The 16,906-nt window shown below is 43.1% G+C and carries 13 protein-coding genes; 8 read left to right on the forward strand and 5 right to left on the reverse strand.

Annotated elements, in window-relative coordinates:
* Positions 1-2: 2 nt before the first annotated feature.
* From RJ01_RS09985 to RJ01_RS10020, 8 genes are all read left to right on the forward strand, one after another.
* Complete coding sequence (locus RJ01_RS09985) at positions 3-527, forward strand: tetratricopeptide repeat protein (RefSeq protein WP_034170965.1); 525 nt, start codon at positions 3-5, stop codon at positions 525-527.
* Positions 528-832: 305 nt separating this feature from the next.
* Positions 833-2,215, forward strand: coding sequence for an adenosylhomocysteinase (ahcY, locus tag RJ01_RS09990; protein WP_005236746.1), 1,383 nt, complete (start codon positions 833-835; stop codon positions 2,213-2,215).
* Between the two features lie 192 nt (positions 2,216-2,407).
* Positions 2,408-3,244 carry a methylenetetrahydrofolate reductase [NAD(P)H] gene (gene metF / locus RJ01_RS09995; RefSeq protein WP_034170966.1) on the forward strand — a complete coding sequence of 279 codons (837 nt, stop codon included), beginning with the start codon at positions 2,408-2,410 and terminating at the stop codon, positions 3,242-3,244.
* 31 nt (positions 3,245-3,275) lie between these two features.
* A complete protein-coding gene (locus tag RJ01_RS10000) occupies positions 3,276-3,986 on the forward strand; it encodes a 16S rRNA (uracil(1498)-N(3))-methyltransferase (protein WP_034170967.1) in 711 nt (236 codons plus the stop codon).
* A gap of 177 nt (positions 3,987-4,163) precedes the next feature.
* Positions 4,164-7,040: a bifunctional diguanylate cyclase/phosphodiesterase gene (locus RJ01_RS10005; protein ID WP_034170968.1), complete on the forward strand. Its 2,877-nt coding sequence runs from the start codon at positions 4,164-4,166 to the stop codon at positions 7,038-7,040.
* Between the two features lie 141 nt (positions 7,041-7,181).
* Positions 7,182-9,461, forward strand: coding sequence for an NADP-dependent malic enzyme (locus RJ01_RS10010; RefSeq protein WP_034170969.1), 2,280 nt, complete (start codon positions 7,182-7,184; stop codon positions 9,459-9,461).
* 83 nt (positions 9,462-9,544) lie between these two features.
* Complete coding sequence (locus tag RJ01_RS10015; protein WP_034170970.1) at positions 9,545-10,777, forward strand: multifunctional CCA addition/repair protein; 1,233 nt, start codon at positions 9,545-9,547, stop codon at positions 10,775-10,777.
* Between the two features lie 161 nt (positions 10,778-10,938).
* Positions 10,939-11,379: a GNAT family N-acetyltransferase gene (locus RJ01_RS10020; RefSeq protein WP_034170971.1), complete on the forward strand. Its 441-nt coding sequence runs from the start codon at positions 10,939-10,941 to the stop codon at positions 11,377-11,379.
* A 39-nt stretch (positions 11,380-11,418) separates the two neighbouring features.
* Here RJ01_RS10020 and epmA read toward each other — a convergent pair whose 3' ends face one another.
* The 5 genes from epmA to RJ01_RS10045 form a co-directional block, all read right to left on the reverse strand.
* Positions 11,419-12,399 carry an EF-P lysine aminoacylase EpmA gene (gene epmA / locus RJ01_RS10025; protein ID WP_034170972.1) on the reverse strand — a complete coding sequence of 327 codons (981 nt, stop codon included), beginning with the start codon at positions 12,397-12,399 and terminating at the stop codon, positions 11,419-11,421.
* Positions 12,396-13,463: a 4-phosphoerythronate dehydrogenase gene (locus RJ01_RS10030; protein WP_034170973.1), complete on the reverse strand. Its 1,068-nt coding sequence runs from the start codon at positions 13,461-13,463 to the stop codon at positions 12,396-12,398. The genes epmA and RJ01_RS10030 overlap by 4 nt, the downstream gene beginning before the upstream one ends.
* A gap of 167 nt (positions 13,464-13,630) precedes the next feature.
* Positions 13,631-14,884 carry a CaiB/BaiF CoA-transferase family protein gene (locus tag RJ01_RS10035; RefSeq protein WP_034170974.1) on the reverse strand — a complete coding sequence of 418 codons (1,254 nt, stop codon included), beginning with the start codon at positions 14,882-14,884 and terminating at the stop codon, positions 13,631-13,633.
* Positions 14,885-14,939: 55 nt separating this feature from the next.
* Entirely contained in the window at positions 14,940-16,370 is a 1,431-nt protein-coding gene (locus tag RJ01_RS10040) for an MFS transporter (RefSeq protein ID WP_034170975.1), read from the reverse strand.
* Positions 16,371-16,595: 225 nt separating this feature from the next.
* Positions 16,596-16,906 (reverse strand): acyl-CoA dehydrogenase family protein (locus tag RJ01_RS10045; protein ID WP_264673488.1); only part of this gene is annotated, 311 nt, incomplete at its 5' end.

Genomic DNA, 16,906 nt, shown 5'->3' on the forward strand with positions numbered 1-16,906 from the left:
ACATGACTGAGCGTGTTTCTCCCCCTGCCACGCTGGCAAACCGCGCACTGGCAGGCAATGCTGAAGCCCAATTTGAGCTTGCCGAACTATATATGCAGAGCGAGCATGACGAAGACATCATGCTGGCCGAAGAGTGGGCATTGAAAGCAGCCAATGGTGGCTGGGTTGAAGCCATGTACTGGCTCGGTGAGGGTTATACGGTTTATGCCAAAGAGATTGCTGAGGAAGACCCTGACGATTCCAAAGCTCACTTTGAGTTAGCCTATTACTGGTTGAGCAAAGCCAATTTCGAGAAACACCCTGCAGCGACTTTAGAACTGGCTGGCTTTTACCGTCGTGGTGATGTGGTCGAAAAAGATGTTGAAAAATCCATTGCTCTTGTAAAGCAAGCAGCTGAATGGGGCGAAGTTCAAGCCATGCGTGATCTTGCCTTTATTTATGCCAATGGTCTTGGCGTGGTCGTTGATGACCTACAGGCAGATTACTGGACTAAGAAAGCAGATGAAATTGTGCAGGACATAGAATAAATAACAAGCCCATTAGATGATGGGCTTTTTTACGAGAATAAAACTTTATTTCAGTTTTCAAATACCAGGTTATTTCTCAAAATATTTTCAAAATTTTCTTATTAGTCAGATATTAAACAATTTCGGATTGGAACCAAATTAATTTCCAAGTACAATACTTCGCTAGTCGAGGGATGCTGCGACGTTTTACAGGTACGAAATGTAAAAGCGCCAGGCTCGACGATCGGTCTGTCTTTTTCTAAGCAGACCAACAACGGCATCCGCGAACTGAATGATCAATTATTGTTTTTTATAAGGAGATCGTGATGAACGCGGTTAATGCTTCATTTACAGATTATAAAGTTGCTGATATTTCCCTAGCTGACTACGGCCGTAAAGAAATTAAACTTGCAGAAGCTGAGATGCCAGCCCTAATGGGTCTGCGTAAGCGCTACTCAGCTGCTAAACCGCTTGCTGGTGCCAAAATCCTTGGCTGTATCCACATGACTATTCAAACTGCGGTTTTAATTGAAACTCTGGTTGAATTAGGCGCTGAAGTTCGCTGGACTTCTTGTAACATCTTCTCTACTCAAGACCATGCTGCTGCTGCAATCGCTGCTCGCGGTATTCCTGTATTTGCATGGAAAGGCGAAACAGAAGAAGAATACATGTGGTGTCTTGAGCAACAGATCAATGTGAACGGCAAACCTTGGGATGCCAACATGATTCTGGATGATGGTGGTGACTTAACTGCTGTTGTTCATGAAAAATATCCTGAACTGATTGCAAAAATCCACGGTATTACTGAAGAAACAACTACAGGTGTAGCACGTCTTCTGGAAATGTGGAAAGACGGCTCTCTGAAAGTTCCTGCGATCAACGTCAACGATTCAGTAACCAAGTCTAAAAACGACAATAAATACGGTTGCCGTCACTCTCTAAATGATGCGATCAAACGTGCAACTGACATGCTGCTTTCTGGTCGTCGTGCATTAGTGATCGGCTATGGTGACGTAGGTAAAGGTTCTGCTCAGTCTCTTCGTCAAGAAGGCATGATCGTACGTGTTTCTGAAATCGATCCAATCTGTGCGATGCAAGCATGCATGGACGGTTATGAAGTGGTTTCTCCGTACAAAAACGGCGTTCAAACTGGCAAAAAAGAAGATGTGAACGTTGATCTTCTTCAAAATACCGACCTGATCGTGACTACAACTGGTAACTACCACGTATGTGACGCTGCGATGCTAGATACACTAAAAGCTGGTGCAGTAGTTTGTAACATCGGTCACTTCGACACTGAAATCGATACTAACTACTTACGTGGTTACAAATGGGTTGAAGTGAAACCTCAAGTACACCAAGTATATCGTTCAGAAAATGAAAACGATTACCTGATCCTGCTTTCTGAAGGTCGTCTGGTGAACCTGGGTAACGCAACTGGACACCCATCACGTGTGATGGACGGTTCTTTTGCAAACCAGGTTCTAGGTCAAATGCACCTGTTCGCTGAAAAATTTGCGGATCTTCCAGAAGACCAAAAACAAGCAGCGATTCGTGTAGAACTACTTCCTAAGAAATTAGACGAAGAAGTTGCTGCTGCAATGGTTGCCGGTTTTGGTGGTGTTCTGACTCAATTGACTCCAGAACAAGCAGACTACCTAGGCGTACCTGTTGAAGGTCCATTCAAGTCTGATGCTTATAAATATTAATACCCCTCACCCCATCCCTCTCCCTTAGGGAGAGGGTAACCATCCAAATTATTTTCAATGAAGTTTTAATGACTTCAAGTGAAAAAATATGGGCTTAAACCCTGCATAATTCAGTAATGAATTCTCCTCTCCCTTTGGGAGAGGTCAGGGAGAGGGTGATAAGTAAAAGGTATTTATAAAAAGGATTTGAACATGTCTAAACAGATTCCAATTTCTTTTGAGTTTTTCCCGACCAAAACTGATGCGGGTGCAGAAAAACTTAAAACCGTACATCAAGAACTACAACTGTTGAATCCAGAATTCTTTTCTGTGACGTATGGCGCGGGTGGTTCAACACGCGAACGCACTTTATCTACGATCAATGATTTTAACGGTAAAGGCACACCTGTTGCCCCTCACCTGTCTTGTATCGGCGATGATAAAGCGCGTATTGCTGAATTGCTTGATTTGTATAAATCTCAAGGGATTGATCGTATTGTCGCGCTGCGTGGTGACTTGCCATCTGGTCAGGTGGGCCTAGGTGAATTGCCTTATGCACAGGATCTGGTTCGCTTCATCCGTGAACATTCTGGTGACCATTTTCATATTGAAGTTGCGGCTTATCCTGAAATGCATCCACAAGCAGACAGCTTTGATAAAGACATTCAGCACTTTGTGGATAAAGTAAATGCTGGCGCTAATGCTGCATTGACCCAGTTCTTCTTTAATCCAGATGCATACTTCTACTTTGTAGACCGTATCCAGAAAGCTGGAATCGATAGTCCGGTTGCGCCGGGTATTATGCCGATTACCAATGCCAGCAACCTGATTCGCTTCGCAGATGGTACAGGCGCAGAAATCCCACGCTGGATTCGCAAGCAACTGGCAACTTATGGTGATGACACTGCAAGCATTAAAGCCTTTGGTCATGAAGTCGTGGTGAAATTCTGCGAACGCCTGATTGCTGGCGGTGCACCAAGCTTGCACTTCTATACCATGAATACCACTGATCCAACCCGTCAACTTGTTAAAGACCTCGGTCTTGCATAAGTAAAATACCTGATTTGAGAGTAAAACTTTAATGCCGCGTTTTTTTATTGAAGCTGATTTAGCAGTAGATACCACTGTAGAACTGACTGAAACAGTGTTTCATCATTGGGTTAAAGTTTTACGTGCTCAAGTCAGCGAAAAAGCCACCCTGTTTAATGGACAAGGTGGTGAATATGAAGTTGAATTGGTTGAAGTTTCCAAAAAGTCGGCTGCTGTACAGGTCAATAGTTATAACCCTACTGATCGCACACCAAAATTTAAAGCTTTGCTTGGCCAGGTCATGAGTAAAGGTGACCGCATGGATTATGCGATCCAGAAGGCGGTCGAACTGGGTGTATCTGAAATTCAGCTTTTAACCTCTGAACGCTGTGAAATGCGCCTGAAATATGATCGCGACCAAAAGAAACTGGATCACTGGCAAGGTGTAGCCATTGCCGCCTGTGAACAGTGTGGTCTGAATATTGTTCCTAAAATTTTAGCGCCAATGTCACTTGAAAAATGGCTGGAAACCGATCTTCCTACTACCAAACTAGTGCTAGCGCCAAATAAAGAAGAAATTGATGTACTGGCGAATGCCACGCCGGATATTGCTTTGCTGATTGGCCCTGAAGGCGGCTTGAGTGAAGCAGAAATCCTAGCGGCGAATGCTCAAGGCTTTGTCAATTGGTGTATTGGTGAACGTGTCCTGCGTACCGAAACTGCTCCTGTCGTTGCTCTCTCAATTTTGAATTACACTATTTAAGCGGTCAAAATTGTAAAATTTAGTTATTAATTTTATTGATTTTTATTTATAAGCACTCTACTCTTGAGTCAATAATAATGAAACACATATTGATTGATTTAAGAATCATTCAGGCTTGAATAAAAATTAAAATCTAGGATAAAAACCGTTCAGGACGAATACAAGGCACTTAATTATATGATTGATAATAAAGAGGCTTATATCAAAGAGCACTTGCATCGTGCTCAGATTGCGAACACGCTTCGACATAGCCGATATTTTCTGTTAAGTATCATGATTATTTGCCTCTATATTTTCTGTGTTTATCACATTCAATATAGCTCATCGAATAGTTACTTTAATCTCTGGTTTATCCTGACTGAAATTACCGTTAGTATGTGCTGGCTCATCAATACCCTGTATTTTAAGCCTGAACAATATCAACTGAAAAATGCACATTACTGGTTACAGATCCAGAGCCTTGCGGTAGGTTGCTGTATCGCTTCTGGTATTTCTCTGATTTATTATTACCTACCGCAGGCCAATATCAATTTTGATGAAATAGAAGCACTCACTCTTTCGGCTTTGCTATTAATCGTGACTCAAGCTTTTGGTCTGACTTATTTAACCCAGAAGCTCAGTTACTTTTCACTGGTATTTTTACCTTCATTGGTACCCTTTTTACTCTTTCAGTTTTTTCATATCTCGGGTGCCAATCCGGTCTTTGGCCTGGCACTAAATTTTGCAGTCATTGTGATCCTGCTCTGTGCCAATAGTACCTATCGTATTCATACCCGTACTTCCCGCCTTTATGCAGAAAATGAATTGCTGGTGAGTAATGCCGAACAGCAGGTCGCCTGGACTGATGAGCTATGCAAACAGCTACAAACTGAAGTCAATAAATCCAAAGATATTAAACTGGAGCTACAACTCAGCAACCAGCTACTGGAACAGAAAGTTCGTGAACGTACCTATGATATTGAACAGATTAATATTGATCTGAAAAACCAGCAACAAAACCTTGAGCTGACTCATGAAATTGCCGGCATTCGTCCATGGGACTGGAATATCAAAGACCGCAGTATTTTGCTGACCAATCATAAAGATGAGAAAGTACAACGGAAATCCAGCGAACATCATTTACAGTTACAGCATATGATTCATCCTGATGATCTGGCTGCGTTCAAAAGCAATATGAAACAGCATTTGCGTGGGAAAACTGAGCGCTATGAAGTAACTTACCGGATTCAGCAAGCACCGGGAGTCTGGAGCTGGGTACATGATGTAGGCCGGGTGATCAGTCGCGATCCTGAAACTCACCGCCCTTTACGCATGGTCGGAATTTTGCGTGATATTCAGCAGGAACGTAGTTCTCAAGAACGCCTGAAACTGGCAGCCAGTGTGATCGAGCAGGCGGCTGAAGGAATCTTCATCCTAAATGATGAATTACGTTATATCGAAGTAAATCCTTATTTCGAAAATTTGTCCGGTTTTGAACGTAATGACATCTTGGGTAAATATCTATTTGATATCACCGCGAGTCATAAATCACAGCAGCGCAGCATTCATTCCAATATCATCAAGCAAGTCGTGAAAATCGGTTCCTTTGATGGCGAACTGAGTGAAAAATTCCTGTCTGGCAAAGAGATGCCACTCTGGTTACATATCAATGCGATTACTGATGAGGAAGGTCGTATCACCCACTATATCGGCATTGTTTCTGATCTGACTGAGCGTAAATTACAGGAACAGCGCCTGTCTTATCTGGAAAATTATGACACGCTAACTGATTTGCCAAACCGTTTTTACTATAACTACCAGTTGCATCAGTATCTGATGACACAAAAAGATTCCATCAAGAAAATGGCGGTGATCCGACTCAATATCGACCGTTTCCGTCCATTGAATGAATACCTGTCTAATAATGGTGGTGATGAGCTGTTGCGTCAGGTGGCACAACGCTTACGTCTGACCAATGCTGAAGCCCTGTTTGTGGCCCATCTAAATGGTGACGATTTTGCGATTCTGTATGAAATCTCGCATATTCGCCCGTCTGTACAGGAACACTGTCAACGAATTGCTGAAGCCTTCCAAGCTCCTTTCCATATTTTTGGACAAGATTATGTGATTACCCTATCGATGGGCGTGGCTTTCTATCCGGATCATGGCCGTCAGCTAGATTATTTGAATAACTGTGCTGAACAGGCGCTGAGTGAAGCCAAAAATCTCGGCGGGAATACTATCCATTTCTACTCCAATGAAAATACAGCTTTGCTAGAGCAAGGAATTTTCATTGAACGCAATCTGCGTAAAGCCATCCAGAATGGTGAACTGGTAGTCTACTATCAACCAAAAATTAATTTCAATGACCAGCACATTTATGGCTTTGAAGCTTTAGTGCGCTGGAAACATCCAGAGAAAGGTATTATCCCACCTGACCTGTTTATTCCTTTAGCGGAACAGACCAGCCTGATTTCCGAGATCGGTCGTTTGGTGATTCAGCAAACTGCTAAACAGATTCGTGAATGGAATGATCTTGGCTTTCATAATATCTGTGTCTCTGTGAATATCGTGGCGCAGCAACTGCGTCGTGGTCAGTTACTCGATGATCTGGATCAGGCCATTACCGAAAACCAGATTTCTGGCACCAGTCTGGAATTGGAAATTACTGAATCTTCACTGATTGAAAACTCTGAATCTGTCAAAAATCTGCTGAACCAGATCAAGCAGCGCCAGATTAATATCTCGCTAGATGACTTTGGAACTGGTTATTCTTCTTTATCCTATCTTGCCGATTTTCCTATTGACATTCTCAAAATTGACCGCCGTTTTGTCTCTAAAATTGGCGAACATAAACAGGAAGCGATTGTCAGTGCCATGGTCGCGATGGGTAAAGCCATGGGCATGACTGTCGTCGCTGAAGGTATTGAAACTGAAGAACAGCTGCAATATCTACGTGATTTAGATTGTGATATTGCCCAAGGTTACTTCTTCTCCAAGCCATTGTCTGAACTGGAAGCAACTGCATATTTAGAACAGAATCGCGTCGCTGAAACTTATATATATCAAGTCTAAGTCTATATCTACCTCGAATAATATTGTCGCAAAAATGGTCGACTTTGACTGGGCTAAGTGCTTAACAAATGTTATATTCAGAGCTATAAATGCAATTTTTTACCCGCTTTCTGGGTAATCTTTACAACGATAGAGATACAGATGGACGAACAATCTTTAAAGCAGCAGGCTCTTTACTATCACGAATTCCCTACTCCAGGAAAAATCAGCGTTACACCAAGCAAACAATTGGTCAACCAACGTGACTTAGCCCTTGCTTACTCGCCTGGCGTTGCCGCACCATGTCTTGAGATTGAACGCGATCCTTCAACAGCTGCACTGTATACCGCACGCGGTAACCTGGTTGCAGTGGTCAGTAACGGTACAGCAGTTCTTGGTTTGGGTAATATTGGCCCACTGGCGTCTAAACCAGTCATGGAAGGTAAAGGCGTACTGTTCAAAAAATTTGCGGGTGTTGATGTATTCGATATCGAAATTGCTGAAAATGATCCAGACAAGATTGTTGATATTGTCGCTTCTCTAGAACCCACTTTTGGTGGGATCAACCTGGAAGACATCAAGGCTCCAGAATGTTTCTACATTGAACAGAAACTTCGTGAACGCATGAAAATTCCTGTGTTCCACGATGACCAACATGGTACTTCAATCATTGTAGGTTCTGCTCTTCTTAATGCTTTGCAATTAAACGGCAAAAAAATTGATGAAATCAAGATCATTGCTTCAGGTGCTGGGGCTGCTGCCCTGTCTTGCTTGAACTTGCTTTGTGCCCTTGGCGCGAAAAAAGAAAATATCATCGTTGCTGACTCACGTGGTTTATTAACAACTAAACGTGAAGGTCTGGACGAATCTAAACAAGCATATGTACAAGACATTGATGCCTCTCAAATCGGTGACGTGATTGCAGGTGCAGATATGTTCCTGGGTCTTTCTGCAGCCGGTATTCTCACCAAAGAAATGGTGAAACTGATGGCCAAAGATCCAATTATCTTTGCCTTGGCGAACCCAGATCCAGAAATTCTGCCTGAACATGCACACGAAGTTCGTGATGACGTGATCATGGCAACTGGCCGTTCTGACTATCCAAACCAGGTAAACAATGCACTGTGCTTCCCTTATATCTTCCGTGGTGCATTAGACGTTGGTGCAACCACCATTAATGAAGAGATGAAAATTGCCTGCGTACACGCGATTGCACGTATGGCACACGTAGAAGCAGATGCTGCATCTTATGGTGAAAAATCAGCTTCTTTCGGCCGTGATTACCTGATTCCTGGTCCACTGGATCAACGCCTGATTCTGGAAATTGCGCCTGCAGTTGCACAAGCTGCAATGGATTCTGGCGTGGCGACTCGCCCGATTCAGGATTTCTCGGCATATCGTCAACGTTTGTCTGAGTTTGTGTATAACTCAGCCTTCATGATGAAACCAATCTTTGCACAAGCTAAAACAGATCCTAAACGTATCGCTTATGCAGAAGGTGAAGACCTGCGCGTACTTCGTGCTGCACAAATTGCAGTGGATGAAGGCTTGGCAAAACCGATTCTGGTGGGCCGTCCAGCAGTCATCGAAGCGAATATCAAGAAATTGGGCTTACGTCTTGAAGATGGTGTCAACATCACCATCGTGGATCAGGAAAAGAACCCGGATTACGAAAAATTTGCAGACGACTATTATAACCTGATGCAACGTAAAGGTGTAACGCCTGAATATGCCCACCGTGAAGCGCGTCGCCGTTCTACTTTGATCGCTGCGATGCTGGTTCGTCATGGCATGGCGGACGGTATGTTATGTGGTACATACTCAAGCTACGACATCCATCTGGACTTTGTCAGCAATGTCATCGGCAAACAGGATGGCCATAATACCTTCTTCACCTTAAACGCATTAATGCTTGAAGAGCGTAACCTGTTCATCGCAGATACCTACATCAACCGTAATCCAACGGCTGAACAGCTTGCTGAGATGACGATTCTGGCTGCTGAAGAAGTACGTCGTTTCGGTATTACACCGCGTGTTGCCTTACTTTCTCACTCTAGCTTCGGTTCAGACCAGCACGATGCCAGCGCACAAAAAATGCGTCGCGTATATGAAATTCTTTCTGAAACTGCACCTGAGCTTGAAGTTGAAGGTGAAATGCATGGTGATGCAGCATTAGACGAAAATATCCGTCAGTTTGCATTCCCGAACTCTCGTTTCAAAGGTTCTGCAAACTTGCTAATCATGCCAAATCTGGATGCAGCCAATATTTCGTTTAACCTGTTAAAAGCAACTTCAGGTAACAACGTGACCATTGGTCCTATCCTGCTTGGTGCTGCGAAACCTGTTCATATCTTGACACCAACTGCAACGACTCGTCGCGTAGTGAATATGACTGCGTTAACTGTCGCTGAAATTCAGGAAGCAGAAAAAAACGCGCTCTAAGGAATGTACGCATTAGCGTAACTTCTTGACTTGAGAAAACCTCTATTCTGTAGCATGATGCTTGTAAGAATAGAGGTTTTTTCATGCAAGTTTATTTAGTAGGCGGTGCAGTTCGGGATCATTTACTTGGACACCCCTATCACGAAAAAGATTATGTGGTTGTCGGCGCTACGCCGGAACAATTGCTTGCTGAAGGTTTTCAACCTGTTGGCAAGGACTTCCCTGTTTTTCTTCACCCTGAAACCAAAGACGAATATGCTCTGGCACGTACCGAACGCAAGTCTGGCTATGGTTATCATGGTTTCGAATTTTATACCGATATTAATGTTACCTTGGAAGAGGATCTGATCCGCCGTGACCTGACCATCAACGCCATGGCCATGGATGATTCAGGCAAGATTTATGATCCTTATGGCGGTCAAAAAGATCTGGCTGATCGTGTACTGCGTCATGTATCAGAAGCTTTTGTCGAAGATCCTTTACGTGTTTTAAGGATTGCCCGCTTTGCTGCGCGTTATCAACATCAGGGTTTTAGTATTGCAGAAGAAACGTTGGTGCTGATGAAACAGCTGGCGGAATCGGGCGAGCTTAATGCATTGACACCTGAGCGGGTCTGGAAAGAAACCACACGCGCACTGATGGAACAAGATGCAGATGTGTATTTTGAAGTATTACGTAGTTGTGGTGCTTTAAAAGTACTGTTCCCGGAACTGGATGCCTTATATGGCATTCCGCAACGTCCTGAATATCATCCGGAAATTGACTGTGGTATTCATACCATGATGTCTTTACAGCAAGCCTGCCGCCAAAATTATAGTCTAGATGTGCGTTTTGCGGTTCTGGTTCATGACCTGGGTAAGGCATTAACCCCTGTGGAAGAATTGCCACGCCATATCATGCATGAAGAACGTGGGATCACACCGGTAAATGAGCTGTGTGAACGTTTAAGAGTTCCGACTCATACCAAACAGCTGGCATTGGCGGTCTGTAAAGAACACTTAAAATGCCATCAGGCTTTTAACTTAAAACCTGGCACTTTATGGCGTTTATTACAGCGTTTGGATGTATTGCGTCGTCCTGAACGTGTTGAAGCGTTTGTACAGGCCTGTGAATGTGACTCTCGCGGCCGCTTGGGGTTGGAAAATCGTGCTTATCCTCAGGCTCAATATGTGCTGGATGCCATGCAGGTGGTTCGCAGTATTAAAGCTCAAGATTTGCCACCAGAAATTCAAGGTCCGGATATTGGTGAGATGCTAATTGAACGACGGATTGCCGCTCTGGCAGAACTGAAAGAACAGCATAGTGCCATACTTTAAACATCAGGCTCCTTCGGGAGCCTTTTAATATCTTAAATCTTACTCATCTCGATTTTCTATATAAATAGCAATAATTCTTTGAAGCTATCGTGTAATTTCAACACTTAAGGAAAGTAAATATTGATTATGATTGATATTATTTTTAGCTAAGAACATGTCTAATGACTTATCTCATCCGTCAACTGGATCTTGAAAGAGACCTGCATGATGTTCATCAACTCACGATTCAGCTTGGCTATCCCTCTACGCTGGAAAAAATCAAACAGCGTTGGGAGTATCTCCATCAAGACAGTCATTATCAGACACTGGTTATAAAACAGGATTCACATGTGATCGGCTATGCCGGTTTTATTCAGGAATACACTTGGGAATTTGACGGTGGATATTTAAGGATTCAGGCTTTTGTAATTGATCAGGCCCATCGTGGAAAAGGTATTGGCAAGCAACTGATGGCTGCTATTGAACAGATTGCAAAAGAGCAAGGCTTCAAGATGATTCAGCTCAACAGCGGAAAACGCGAAGAACGCCATCCTGCGCATGCCTTTTATCAAGGACTGGGATTTGACAATTACAGTATTGGATTTCGTAAGCATCTGGAGTGATCAGCCAGTCGTAACCAGCTGATCAATCGTGGATTTAATTTATGAAATTTCAGCAGGGAAAGTAATCACTTTTTCCAATTTCATCTGATTGGTTGCAATCATCAGCAAGCGATCAAGACCTAGGGCAATACCTGAACATTCCGGCATTTGTGGCAATGCCGCCAGCAAATACTCATCAATCGGCATGACATGCAAGCCAAGCGCTGCCCGTTCTGCATCATCTGCTTCAAAGCGGGAACGTAAAACTTCAGCATCAATCAGCTCATCATAAGCATTGGCCAGTTCCAGCCCTTCGATATACAGCTCAAAACGGGCTGCAACCAGCTCCCCATCTTCATCGATTCTGGTTTTAGCCAATGATGCCAGTTCCGGTGGAAAATCTGTCAGAAATACAGCCGTATCGAACCCTAGGCTTGGCTCGACCATATGCGAGAATAAAAGGTCGATATATCCTAAACGGTCATCACCCAAGTCCAGATTGAGACCTACCCGGCGACAACAATCTTTGAGTTGCTGCAAAGTGGCCTGTAAAGGATTGAGATCCAAGCGATCCATAAAGGCATGTTTATAGCTGAGCACAGTGGGACGGATTTCCCCAAAACGGGCCTTAAGTGTCACATTTAACAGATCCGTCACTTCAAACATCAGATCTTTCAGACTAAAGCCTGGTCGATACCATTCCAGCATGCTGAATTCACTATTGTGCTTGCGGCCGTGTTCATCATCCCGAAATACTTTACATATCTGGTAAATCGGCCCACTGCCACTGGCCAATAAACGTTTCATGGCAAATTCAGGTGAGGTCTGTAGATAATGTGTGCTGAGCTTACCCATGACATGACGCTGGGCCTGAATCGAAGCCAGATGCACATCGGTCACACCAGCCTGAGATAAAATCGGGGTTTCCACTTCCAGCACGTCACGTTCAGCAAAAAATTGACGGAGCTGGGCATACATGTGGGCACGTGCTTTAATGGCTTTTAAGTCGCAGGTCGGTTGATAAGATACTGTTTGACTCATGCCTTTGGCCCTCCATGAGCGGCCCATTCACGGCGTAAAGGATAAGTCTTGCGTAAATGATCAAATGCTTTCTGATCGACTTTGCCATCTTTTAAACAAGCACGCAGATTGGCATCATCACGGGCGATATCATAGATCTGGGTTAAATGCTGTTGTAGCGCCAGTTTTAAATCCTGATTCTGGAAAAGCTGCTCACAGACAGGCAATTGGCTTTCAAACTGCTTATTAATCTCAAAGCCAAAAGTCTGGCAAAATGCCTCGTAAATCATTTGAGTACCGCGTGCCTTACCTTCCAGACTATAACCTGCAATATGTGGCGTCACCAAGGTAATCAGATTCAGCAGCTGTTCAGAAATTTCCGGTTCATGCTCAAAGACATCCAGTACAACCTGACGTTGAGTTGTCTGAATATCAGCAATTAATGCTGCTTCTTCAACAACTGGCCCACGCGCTGAATTAATTAAAATGGCTTCCGGCTTCATTTGTCCAAGAGCATTAGCATTAATTAAATGATAAGTCGGATGCTGACCTGTTTTGGTTAAAGGCACATGAATGGAAATGGCATCTGCTGCTTTTAGCAATTCTTCAAATTCAACCTGATGAACCTGATCACGTTGCACAAAGGGATCGTAGGCAATCACATTCCAACCCAGCAATTTGGCCATTGTTGCCAAACGTGAACCGACATTTCCTAGACCCACAATACCCAAGGTGAATTCTTTATTTGCATTGATCAATTGGAGTTGTAAATGCAATAAAGCTGTAATCACATATTCAGCCACCGCCTGTGCATTACAACCGGGTGCATTGCTCCAGCGAATGTTCTGTTGTTCTAGTGCAGCAATGTCCAGATGATCTGTACCAATAGTGGCACTGCCAACAAATTTAATCTGACTGTCCTGTACGAGTGCTGCATTGACTTTGGTCACGGAACGAACCAATAAAGCCTCGGCATCTTTTACATCTTCCGCAGTGAGAGTTCTTCCTGCACGATGCTGAATATCACCAAATTCTGCAAAGAAATAATCGGTAAATGCCAGATTTTCATCTGCGACAATTTTCATAATCTGTTCCAATGACTGAATCTGTCTATCATACCGCGTCAACCGGGATGTGACTATTTTCACTCAAGCTTTAGATGAATTCTTGCAAACATAGAGATATAAAAAATGCCAAAGTCAAACATCACTTCGGCAAAGGAGTGTAATTGGAGTAAGAAAATGACGCAGGGTTAGACTACTGAATCTTCAACTAAGTTATGAATTGTACCATCAATAATGCCTTCATTTTTTAATACAGCTAATTCCTCAGAATTTTTAAACCTAGATAAGATTAAACCGGTATGTTCACCCAACTGTGGCGGTGCATGTCGATATTCTACCGGCGTGTCCGAAAGTTTGATTGGCGAAGCAATAACTTTGAACTGATCATTTAGCATATGTGGAATATTAACCACCATCTCCCGATATTTAATCTGTGGTTCAGCCAGCGCATCCTTTATCGAATTAATTATGCCTACCGGTACTTTTACTGCATGTATGGCATCGACCCAGTCTTTGGCATTTTTTGCGAGAAAATATTCTGACAATAAAGGAATAAGTTCATCGCGATGTTTCACCCGATCCTGATTACGCTGGAATTTTTTATCCTCTAAAAGTTCAGGTAAATTAATAGCTATACATAGATCCTTGAACTGCTTATCATTACCGCAAGCAATAATAAATTCTTTATCTTTGGCTTTAAAAGTTTGATAGGGAACGATATTGGGATGATTATTTCCCATTCGTTTTGGTGCCACACCTGACGTTAAATAATTCATACCCTGATTAGCCAATGTGGCCACCTGTACATCCAGTAAAGACATATCAATATATTGTCCTCGTCCTGTGTGCTGGCGTGCCAGTAAGGCTGCCTGTATGGCAATAGTTGAATAGAGTCCGGTCTGAATATCTACTACGGCTACTCCAACTTTTTGTGCACCTGCACATGGTTCTCCATCTCTTTCACCAGTTATGCTCATCAAACCTGACATGCCTTGGATAATAAAATCATAACCCGGCTCTTCGGCACGTGGTCCATCTTGACCAAAGCCTGTAATTGAACAATATACCAGCTTTGGATTTAACCTACTTAGACTGGCATAGTCTAGACCATATTTTGCCAATGAGCCTGCCTTATAGTTTTCAATTACGACATCAGCAGTTTTAGCAATTTCCTGAATAATCTCTTGTCCTTTTACACTTGCAATATCAACTGCGACTGAATATTTATTACGGTTAGCGCATTGAAAATAGCCTGATTCGCGTGTCACTTGGCCCTGCTGATCCAGCATCCATGGTGGTCCCCACATACGGGTATCATCTCCTAACTGAGGACGTTCAATTTTAATAACTTCAGCACCTAAATCGGCCAGAATCTGGCCACACCATGGTCCAGCCAAGACTCGGCTTAAATCTAGTACACGTATTCCTTTTAATGCACTCATGCTCATTCCTCTTTAAGGGGTCGGGCTACATCCCGACCATTTCATTCTTTTATAATTACTGACTTGCTGTGGCTGGACGAGTTGGTTTCTTAGTATCGACTGATGAGATAGAATCGCTTTGTTCTGCTTCTGCTGTCTTCACCAAACTAGTCTGTTGAGGATCATATTGACGTTCACGAATAAACAGGCCTGGAATCACCCCTGCAATGAAATACGCAGTTCCCATGACGATAAATGCCATAGTAAAAGAACCACCTGCTGCGATAAATCCAATCGTTGCTGGAGCAATTGCCGCGCCAAGGCGTCCCATGTTGTATGCTCCACCGATTGCTGTGCCACGTACATCTGTTGAGAAAGTCTCAGCCATGTAAGTCGCATTGACACCATATGGAATGCCGTAAAGGAAACCAAAGGTAATCAATAAATAGGCAATATTAGTTGGGTTGTTATAGAAAATAATGATGGGCAAGAAAGCTGCAGTACTCACTGTACCAAATACAAAAGTAATACGGCGTCCAAATTTATCTGCCGCATAACCAGCAAGAATCTTACCTAAGATCATGGCCGTATAGGCACCTACCATATAGCCTGTTAAGGCCTTAAAATTCATATTAAGTTCAGTTTCAAGGTAGGTCGGCATCCAGTTATTAACACCGTAGTAACCGAACTGTAGGAATGCAGCTGTAGTCATCCATAATAGGAACATACGTCGATGCAACTGATGCCCAAAGATACGCTTATAAATGCTTTCTGATGGCTGTTGGGGAGAAATAGGAGTTTCGAGAATATCAAGATTCAGTGCTTTACGCTTAGCCTGTTCAATTTTAGCTTCCTGCCATGAAGCTGGCTCTGGAACAAAACGCATAAACATTAGTGCAAAGGCAGCAGGAATAATCGTTACGTAGAACAACATACGCCAACCATAATCCGGAATAATCGAACCTGCCAACAAGGTTGCTACAATATAACCTACGGTTTGACCTGTCTGGAGTGTACCCAGCACAGTAGTACGATATTTAGTCGGTACATATTCTGCCATCAACGTATTACAAGCCATGTACAATGAACCCAACCCAAATGCCCCAATAAAGCGAAGCACCATAAACTGCTCATAACTTTGAGTAAGTCCCAAAATACAGGTCATGATTGAGAAAAATACGACTGACCACGCAATCGTTTTCACTCGTCCAAACTTATCACAAGTCCAACCACCCGTAATGCCGCCTAGTGCCATTCCTGCTAATGAAGAACTACCTAACATTCCAGCCTGAAACGAGGTCAGACCAAATTCTGCTTTCAGACTGGTCAAGCTAAACGACAGCAGCATGATGTCAACGCCGTCAATTACCAACGAGACAAATGCAAATATAAAAGCTAATTTCCAAGTATGGGTATGAATACGATGGGCCGTTCCAACGTTCTTAGGCAGTTTTAAGCCTAAAATGACAGCGTCCTGATGGATACTATTTTGATTTTCATTTTTCATGTATTACCTCATTTTCCCAAATGAGTCACCGACATTCCTCTGTCTTCAGTTCTTCAGCAGTGTTCTTTATTCTTTTTCTGCTTGTATCTTTTGAACTTTGCTTACTAATACTGAGAATTACAAGAAAGCTTCACGATGAATCCTTTATTTAAGTTATTGATTAATTTTAGGGACAAAAGGCCCTAAGGATGCTCAACCCTGAGCATCTCTGATTTATAAAATGAATTAATTAGAAAAAGCAGCAATACCCGTTTGCGCACGACCTAGAATCAAGGCGTGTACATCGTGTGTACCTTCATAAGTGTTTACCACCTCCAGATTCACCAGATGACGAGCTACACCGAATTCATCAGAGATCCCGTTTCCGCCCATCATGTCACGCGCTAAACGGGCAATGTCTAAAGCTTTACCACAGTTATTACGCTTGATCAGGGACGTACCTTCTACTGAAGCAATGCCTTCATCTTTCATGCGGCCAAAACGTAAAGCCACTTGTAGACCTAATGCAATTTCAGTTTGCATGTCTGCCAGTTTTT

The sequence above is a fragment of the Acinetobacter sp. YZS-X1-1 genome (assembly GCF_000804305.1).
GTDB classification, from domain to species: Bacteria; Pseudomonadota; Gammaproteobacteria; order Pseudomonadales; family Moraxellaceae; genus Acinetobacter; species Acinetobacter variabilis.

Bases quoted from the DNA above. Each gene is read 5' to 3' on its own strand.
- RJ01_RS09985 (WP_034170965.1), top strand. From the start codon at position 3: ATGACTGAGCGTGTTTCTCCCCCTGCCACGCTGGCAAACCGCGCACTG.
- ahcY (WP_005236746.1), top strand. From the start codon at position 833: ATGAACGCGGTTAATGCTTCATTTACAGATTATAAAGTTGCTGATATT.
- metF (WP_034170966.1), top strand. From the start codon at position 2,408: ATGTCTAAACAGATTCCAATTTCTTTTGAGTTTTTCCCGACCAAAACT.
- RJ01_RS10000 (WP_034170967.1), top strand. From the start codon at position 3,276: ATGCCGCGTTTTTTTATTGAAGCTGATTTAGCAGTAGATACCACTGTA.
- RJ01_RS10005 (WP_034170968.1), top strand. From the start codon at position 4,164: ATGATTGATAATAAAGAGGCTTATATCAAAGAGCACTTGCATCGTGCT.
- RJ01_RS10010 (WP_034170969.1), top strand. From the start codon at position 7,182: ATGGACGAACAATCTTTAAAGCAGCAGGCTCTTTACTATCACGAATTC.
- RJ01_RS10015 (WP_034170970.1), top strand. From the start codon at position 9,545: ATGCAAGTTTATTTAGTAGGCGGTGCAGTTCGGGATCATTTACTTGGA.
- RJ01_RS10020 (WP_034170971.1), top strand. From the start codon at position 10,939: ATGACTTATCTCATCCGTCAACTGGATCTTGAAAGAGACCTGCATGAT.
- epmA (WP_034170972.1), bottom strand. From the start codon at position 12,399: ATGAGTCAAACAGTATCTTATCAACCGACCTGCGACTTAAAAGCCATT.
- RJ01_RS10030 (WP_034170973.1), bottom strand. From the start codon at position 13,463: ATGAAAATTGTCGCAGATGAAAATCTGGCATTTACCGATTATTTCTTT.
- RJ01_RS10035 (WP_034170974.1), bottom strand. From the start codon at position 14,884: ATGAGTGCATTAAAAGGAATACGTGTACTAGATTTAAGCCGAGTCTTG.
- RJ01_RS10040 (WP_034170975.1), bottom strand. From the start codon at position 16,370: ATGAAAAATGAAAATCAAAATAGTATCCATCAGGACGCTGTCATTTTA.